Raw genomic sequence first — 7,116 nt, forward strand, 5'->3', positions numbered from 1 at the left:
GTGACGTGGGGCTGCGTCACCTGGTGGCCTTCCTTGGGGGGATGACACGCCGCCCGGCGTCGCCGGTTGTCTGCCACGCCGGGCGGCGTGGTCCGTGCGATACGGCTGGAACGCGATGTCACCCGAGCTTGGCGAGGGCGAGGTTGAGCTCGACCACGTTGACACGCTCTTCGCCGAGGAAGCCGATGACGCGACCCTGCACGTGGTCCGCGACCAGCTTGCGGACCTCGGCCTTGTCCAGGTCACGGGCCTGGGCGACTCGGTCGGCCTGCTCGTAGGCGTAGGCCGGCGAGATGTGCGGGTCGATGCCGGAGCCGGAGGCCGTGATGGCGTCGACCGGGACGTCGCCGGGGGCCACGCCGTCGAACTCGGCCACGGCCGTGCGGCGCTCCTTGATCGTCTTGATCAGGTCCTCGTTGTTGGGACCGAGGTTGGAGGCACCGGTGGCGAGCGGGTCGTAACCGCCGGGCCGCGGCTGGAACCACTTCGGGTCCGGCTGGGCGACCTCGTCGGCGTCGTCGGGGTTCTTCTTCGGGAGGTTGAAGCTCTGGCCGATGAGGCTGGAGCCGACGGTCTTGCCGTCCTGGGTGACCTTGGAGCCGTTGGCCTGGTCGGAGAAGACCGCTTGCGCCACACCGGTGACGGCCAGCGGGTACACGATGCCCGCGACGACCGTGAACACCAGCAGCATACGCAGGGCGGCCAGATGGTTCCGGACCACGGCGGGAAGGGAGCTGGACATGTCGGATTGCCTTCTTCGGTCAGCTGAGTCCGGGGATGAACTGGATGATCAGGTCGATCACCTTGATGCCGGCGAACGGCAGCACCAGCCCGCCCAGACCGTAGATCCAGATGTTGCGGGTCAGCAGGGCGGACGCCGAGGACGGCCGGTAGCGGACGCCGCGCAGGGCCAGCGGGATCAGCACCACGATGATCAGCGCGTTGAAGATGATCGCCGAGACGATCGCCGACTGCGGGCTGTGCAGGTGCATGATGTTGAGCTTGTCCAGGCCCGGGTAGGCGATCGCGAACATCGCGGGGATGATCGCGAAGTACTTCGCCACGTCGTTGGCGATGGAGAAGGTCGTCAGCGCGCCACGGGTGATCAGCAACTGCTTGCCGATCTCCACGATCTCGATCAGCTTGGTCGGGTTGGAGTCCAGGTCCACCATGTTCCCGGCCTCCTTGGCGGCCGAGGTACCGGTGTTCATCGCCACGCCGACATCGGCCTGGGCGAGCGCCGGGGCGTCGTTGGTGCCGTCACCGGTCATCGCGACGAGCTTGCCGCCCGCCTGCTCCCGCTTGATCAGCGCCATCTTGTCCTCGGGCGTCGCCTCCGCGAGGAAGTCGTCGACACCCGCTTCCTCGGCGATGGCCTTCGCGGTCAACGGGTTGTCACCCGTGATCATCACCGTGCGGATACCCATCCGCCGCAGCTCGTCGAACCGCTCGCGCATGCCCTCCTTGACGACATCCTTCAGGTGGATGACGCCCAGGACGCGGGCCGCGCCGCCGTCCTTGACCGCGACGACCAGCGGCGTACCACCGGACTGCGAGATGCGGTCGACCTGCGACTGCACGTCCGCGCCGGCCTGCCCGCCGTTCTCGGCGACCCACGCGGTCACCGCGGACGCGGCACCCTTGCGGATCTGGCGGCCGTCGATGTCGACGCCGGACATGCGGGTCTGGGCGGTGAAGGGCACGAACTCGGCGTGGCCGAGCTCACCCTCGCTGCGGGCCCGCAGGCCGTACTTCTCCTTCGCCAGGACGACGACGGAGCGGCCCTCGGGCGTCTCGTCGGCCAGCGACGACAGCTGCGCCGCGTCGGCCAGTTCGTCGGCGGTGACAGTGCCGACCGGCAGGAACTCCGCCGCCTGGCGGTTGCCGAGCGTGATGGTGCCGGTCTTGTCCAGCAGCAGGGTGTTGACGTCACCGGCGGCCTCGACGGCACGGCCGGACATGGCCAGCACATTGCGCTGCACCAGGCGGTCCATACCGGCGATGCCGATCGCCGACAGCAGTCCGCCGATCGTCGTCGGGATGAGCGCGACGACCAGGGCCACCAGGATGACGATGCTCTGCTCGGCGCCCGCGTAGATCGCGAACGGCTGCAGGGTGACGACGGCCAGCAGGAAGACGATGGTCAGCGAGGCCAGCAGGATGTTCAGCGCGATCTCGTTGGGCGTCTTCTGCCGGGAGGCGCCCTCGACCAGGGCGATCATCCGGTCGATGAAGGTCTCGCCCGGCTTGGACGTGATGCGCACGACGATCCGGTCCGACAGCACCTTGGTGCCGCCGGTGACCGCCGAGCGGTCGCCGCCGGACTCCCGGATGACCGGGGCCGACTCACCGGTGATCGCCGACTCGTCCACCGAGGCGACACCCTCGACGACGTCACCGTCGCCGGGGATGATCTGCCCGGCCTCGACGACCACGTGGTCGCCGAGCCGCAGCCCGGAGGCGGGCACCTGCTCCTCGGAGAGCCCGGTGGCCCCGGGACGCCAGTTGGAGACACGGCGCGCGACGGTGTCGGTCTTCGTACGCCGCAGCGTCTCGGCCTGCGCCTTGCCGCGCCCCTCGGCGACGGCCTCGGACAGGTTGGCGAAGACGGCGGTCAGCCACAGCCAGACCGTGATGACCCAGGCGAAGACGCTCGGGTCCTTGATCGCCGACAGGGTGGTCAGGACGGCGCCGACCTCGACCACGAACATGACCGGGTTCTTGAACATCACCCGGGGGTCGAGCTTCTTCAGCGCGTCGGGAAGCGAGGTGAGCATCTGCTTGGGGTCCAGCATGCCGCCGGAGACCCGGTGGGGCTGCTGCGGCCCGGGCGTTGCGGCCCCCGGCGCGGTGGGGGGTTCGAGGGTGGTCAGGGACATCAGGACAGACCTTCCGCGAGCGGACCCAGCGCGAGGGCGGGGAAGTAGGTGAGGCCGACGACGATGAGGATCACGGCCGTCAGCAGGCCGACGAACTGCGGCCGGTGGGTGGGCAGCGTGCCCGCCGTGGCCGGAACCGGCTGCTGCTGGGCCAGGGAGCCGGCCAGCGCCAGGACGAACACCATCGGCAGGAAGCGGCCGAAGAGCATGGCCAGGCCGAGTGCGGTGTTGTACCAGTCGGTGTTGACGGTGATACCGGCGAACGCCGAGCCGTTGTTGTTGGCGGCCGAGGTGAAGGCGTACAGCACCTCGGAGAAGCCGTGCGCACCGCTGTTCAGCATGCCCGCACGCTCACCCGGCAGCGCCATGGCGATGCCGGAGCCGATCAGGACGATCGCCGGGGTGGTGAGGATGTAGAGCGAGGCGAACTTCATCTCGCGGCCGCCGAGCTTCTTGCCCAGGTACTCCGGGGTGCGGCCGACCATCAGGCCCGCGATGAAGACGGTGATGATCGCGAGGATCAGCATGCCGTAGAGGCCGGATCCGGTACCACCGGGGGCGATCTCACCGAGCATCATGTTGAAGATCGTCATGCCGCCGCCGATGGGCGAGAACGAGTCGTGGAAGGAGTTCACGGCGCCGGTGGACGTGAGCGTGGTCGACGCCGCGAAGAGCGCCGAGCCCCACACGCCGAAGCGCTGTTCCTTGCCTTCCATCATGCCGCCCGCCAAGTGGCCGGCCTGGCTGCCCACACTGTGCAGCTCGTTCACGGTGATGATGGCGACCGAGGCGGCCCAGATCACGCCCATGACGGCGATGATCGCGTAGCCCTGGCGGTTGTCGCCGACCATACGGCCGAAGGTGCGCGGCAGGGAGGTGGCGATCACCAGCATGAGGTAGATCTCAAGCCAGTTGGTGAAGGGGTTGGGGCTCTCGAAGGGGTGCGCGGAGTTGGCGTTGTAGAAGCCACCACCGTTGGTCCCGAGCTCCTTGATGACTTCCTGGGAGGCGACCGGACCGCCGGTCAGGCTCTGGTGGTCACCGGCGATGGTCGCGAGCGACTCCACACCGTGGAAGTTCTGCACGACACCGGCGGCGACGAGCACGATCGCGAAGACGAACGCGATCGGCACCAGGATGCGGATGGTGATGCGGGTCAGGTCCACCCAGAAGTTGCCGACGCGGTCGGTCTTCCGGCGGGTGAAGCCCCGGATCAGGGCCGCGACGATGGCTATGCCGACGGCCGCGGACACGAAGTTCTGCACCGCGAGGCCGGACATCTGCACCAGGTGGCCCATGGCGGACTCACCCGAGTACGCCTGCCAGTTGGTGTTGGAGACGAAGGAGGCGGCCGTGTTGAACGACAGTGGCGCCGGCACGGCGGGCATGTCGAGCGAGAGCAGAAGGTGGTTCTGCAGCCGCAGGAAGCCGTAGAGGAAGAGCACGGAGACGGCCGAGAAGGCCAGCACGCTCCGCAGGTAGACGGACCACTTCTGGTCCGCGTCCCCGTCCACCCCGCCCAGCCGGTAAGCGAAGCGCTCGATGCGCAGGTGCTTGGCGGAGGTCAGGGTGTGGGCCATGTAATCGCCCAGCGGTCGGTAGGAGAGGGCCAGCGCGCCGACCAGCGCGAGAATCTGGAGCCAGCCCGCGAGGGTGTCGTTCACTAGAACTTCTCCGGGTGAATCAGCGCCACGACCAGGTATCCGACCAGGGCCACGGCAACGACGAGGCCAACGATGTTGTCAACGCTCACAGCCGCTCCGCCCCCTTGGCCACGAGGCCGATGACGGCGAAAACGACAACGGTGAGGATGAGGAACCAGAGGTCTGGCATGCGAGAGCACCCCGGGGGACGAATGACACGGTGACCGCCGGCCCTCAGGGGCAAGCGGTGCCGGCGAGAACCGGCCTTCCGTAGAAAAGCGCCCTGCCATACCCCTGACCAGGTTTGTTGGCGGCTTCCATACGGGTCCCTGCGGCGGCTTAACGCAACTTTGACGCGTTTTGACGCCCTGCACCGGCCGGCGGCCGAGGTGTGGCAGGCTCGGTCTCCGCGGCGCGGGCCGGGCCGGGCATGGCTTGAGTCTCCCCCGGCGGGAGACCTCACGATGGCGGACATGGACGACGACACCACTCTCCGCACCATCGGCGATCTGGCCCGGCTGACCGGTCTGCCGGTCAAGACCATCCGGTACTGGTCGGACGCGGGAGTGGTGCCGCCGACCGACCGCACACCCGTCGGATACCGGCTCTACGACCGTGCCGCACTGGACCGCCTCGGCCTCGTCCGCACGCTGCGCGACCTCGGCATCGACCTCGCCGCGATCCGTCGCATCCTGCGCCGCGAGATCACCGTCGCCGAGGTCGCCGCGGCCCACGCGGAGGCGCTGGAGGTGCAGATCCGCACCCTGCGGATGCGCCAGGCGGTGCTGCGGACGGTCGCGGGGCGCGGGTCCTCACCACAGGAGACCGCACTGATGCACAGGCTCGCCACCCTCTCGGACCGCGAACGCCGCCGCCTCGTCGAGGAGTTCATCGACCACACGGTCGAGGGCATCGACGCCGACCCCGCCTTCGTCGCCATGATGCGCGACGCCGTTCCCGTGCTGCCGGAGGACGCCACCGCCGCGCAGGTGGACGCCTGGGTGGAGCTGGCCGAACTGGTGCGGGACGAGGGTTTCCGCGCCGCGATGCGCCGCGCCGTCGCCGACCAGAGCCGAACGGCCACGGTCGGTGACACGGCGGCCCCGCCGGACGCCGAGGATCTGCGCTCCCTCGCCGCGCTCCTGCGGGGACGCGCCGGAGGCGCCGCGGAGGCCGGGACCGACCCCGGTTCCGCCGAGGCCCGGCCGGTCGTCGGCGAGCTGGTCGCCGCGTACGCGCGGCTGACCGGCCGCCGGGACGACGCGGGGTTTCCGCGCCTGGCTGCTGGAGCGGCTGGAGCTCGGCCACGACGCGCGCTACGAGCGGTACTGGCAGCTCGTCGCGGCGGTGGGCGGGCGGCCGGCGCCGCCCGCCCTGGACCCGGCCGTCGCGTGGTTCACCGCTGCCCTGCGGGCCCGCTGAGCACGTCGCGGTAGAAGGCGATGGTGGCGTCCAGGGCCTCGCCCAGCGGCGTCGGGCGGATGCCGAAGGTGCTCTCGAAAGCCGACGAGTCCATGATCTGCGGCTCGGTGTGCTGGTAGAACATCTCGGCGTACTCGCCGACGAACGCCTCGTCGAACGGCCCGACGGGCCGCAGCACGTCCAGTACGAGGACCTTCAGCGGCTGCCCGAGCCGCTCCTCGACCAGGCGGTGCACCTCCCGGGTGGAGACGGCGGGCGCGGTCGGCAGGTGCCAGACCCGCCCGTCGCCCTCGGGGCGCTCGCCCAGGGCGGCGAGGCCCACGGCGAGGTCGCCGATGTAGGTGTAGCTGTGCGCGAGGTCGATGTCGCCGAGGCCCAGCGCCTCACCGCCGGTCAGGGCGGCGGGGAAGAACGCGCCGCCGAGGGAGGAGTTGAACACGCCCGGGCCGACGAAGTCGGCGGACCGCGCGAGCACGACGCGGGCCCGGCCCTCGCGGTGCGCTGCCAGATAGCGCTCGTCCAGCTCCGCGCGCATGCGGCCCTTGCGGGACGTGGCACGCCACGGTGTCTCCTCGGTCATGACCTCGCCGTGGGTCTCGCCGTACGGGTAGAGCGTGTCCAGCACGACCAGCCGGGCCCCGGTGGCCTCGACGGCGCCGAGGACCGCCTCCTGGATCCGGGGCATGACCTCGACCTGGAGGTGATAGCCGACGTTCACCGCGTGGTAGACCACCGCCGCTCCCTCGATCGCGGCCAGCGCGCCCTCCAGCGTGCTCACGTCCGCCGCCCGTCGCTCCACGCCCTCGTACGCGGGGCCCTCGCCCTTGCGGTCGACCAGACGGACGGCGTGTCCCCGCCGCGCGAGCTCCGTCGCGACAGCGGTGCCGGCGGGACCGGACCCGAGAACGGTGTGCAGGCTGCGTGCGGTGCTGGTGGGCATGGCGATCCCCTTCATGGCGTGAAGAACGGAGCGTGATGGTGACTGACCGTCCCTTGTGTTAGAGACTATAACTATCGCGATCGGCAGTAGCAAGGCATGGGGGATCGGCAGACATCCGGCATCGCGGCACGCCTGACGGGTGAGGGAAGGGGAACCCTTCGACCCGGGCCGGAGGTCTCACGACGCGGGCGCGAACAGTCCGGGCCGGGCCTGGTGACGCCGTCTCCAGGCC

General features: G+C 70.0%; 6 protein-coding genes. 1 reads left to right on the top strand and 5 read right to left on the bottom strand.

Annotated elements, in window-relative coordinates; translation table 11 throughout:
- Nucleotides 1-118: 118 nt before the first annotated feature.
- The 4 genes from kdpC to kdpF all read right to left on the bottom strand — a co-directional run bounded on the left by kdpC (nt 119) and on the right by kdpF (nt 4,632).
- A complete protein-coding gene (gene kdpC / locus ACFWVC_RS38290; RefSeq protein ID WP_384299280.1) occupies nt 119-742 on the bottom strand; it encodes a potassium-transporting ATPase subunit KdpC in 624 nt (207 codons plus the stop codon).
- 19 nt (nt 743-761) lie between these two features.
- On the bottom strand, nt 762-2,795 hold the full coding sequence (gene kdpB, locus ACFWVC_RS38295) for a potassium-transporting ATPase subunit KdpB (protein ID WP_384299293.1): 2,034 nt from the start codon (nt 2,793-2,795) through the stop codon (nt 762-764).
- A gap of 83 nt (nt 2,796-2,878) precedes the next feature.
- Nucleotides 2,879-4,543, bottom strand: coding sequence for a potassium-transporting ATPase subunit KdpA (gene kdpA / locus ACFWVC_RS38300; RefSeq protein ID WP_384299283.1), 1,665 nt, complete (start codon nt 4,541-4,543; stop codon nt 2,879-2,881).
- Nucleotides 4,543-4,632 carry a K(+)-transporting ATPase subunit F gene (gene kdpF / locus ACFWVC_RS38305; RefSeq protein ID WP_319660518.1) on the bottom strand — a complete coding sequence of 30 codons (90 nt, stop codon included), beginning with the start codon at nt 4,630-4,632 and terminating at the stop codon, nt 4,543-4,545. The genes kdpA and kdpF overlap by 1 nt, the downstream gene beginning before the upstream one ends.
- A gap of 363 nt (nt 4,633-4,995) precedes the next feature.
- Between kdpF and ACFWVC_RS38310 the strand changes: the two genes are divergently transcribed.
- Nucleotides 4,996-5,958 (top strand): MerR family transcriptional regulator, encoded by a 963-nt coding sequence (locus ACFWVC_RS38310; protein WP_384299287.1) that lies wholly within the window; start codon nt 4,996-4,998, stop codon nt 5,956-5,958.
- On the opposite strand, the gene ACFWVC_RS38315 is transcribed toward ACFWVC_RS38310, so the two are convergent.
- Entirely contained in the window at nt 5,919-6,884 is a 966-nt protein-coding gene (locus ACFWVC_RS38315; protein WP_384299290.1) for an NAD-dependent epimerase/dehydratase family protein, read from the bottom strand. The two genes, ACFWVC_RS38310 and ACFWVC_RS38315, sit on opposite strands and share 40 nt — an antisense overlap.
- Nucleotides 6,885-7,116: the final 232 nt, after the last annotated feature.

It is taken from the genome of Streptomyces sp. NPDC058691 (assembly GCF_042714775.1).
Lineage (GTDB): Bacteria > Actinomycetota > Actinomycetes > Streptomycetales > Streptomycetaceae > Actinacidiphila.

Bases quoted from the DNA above. Each gene is read 5' to 3' on its own strand.
- ACFWVC_RS38315 (WP_384299290.1), bottom strand. From the start codon at position 6,884: ATGCCCACCAGCACCGCACGCAGCCTGCACACCGTTCTCGGGTCCGGT.
- ACFWVC_RS38310 (WP_384299287.1), top strand. From the start codon at position 4,996: ATGGACGACGACACCACTCTCCGCACCATCGGCGATCTGGCCCGGCTG.
- kdpC (WP_384299280.1), bottom strand. From the start codon at position 742: ATGTCCAGCTCCCTTCCCGCCGTGGTCCGGAACCATCTGGCCGCCCTG.
- kdpB (WP_384299293.1), bottom strand. From the start codon at position 2,795: ATGCTGGACCCCAAGCAGATGCTCACCTCGCTTCCCGACGCGCTGAAG.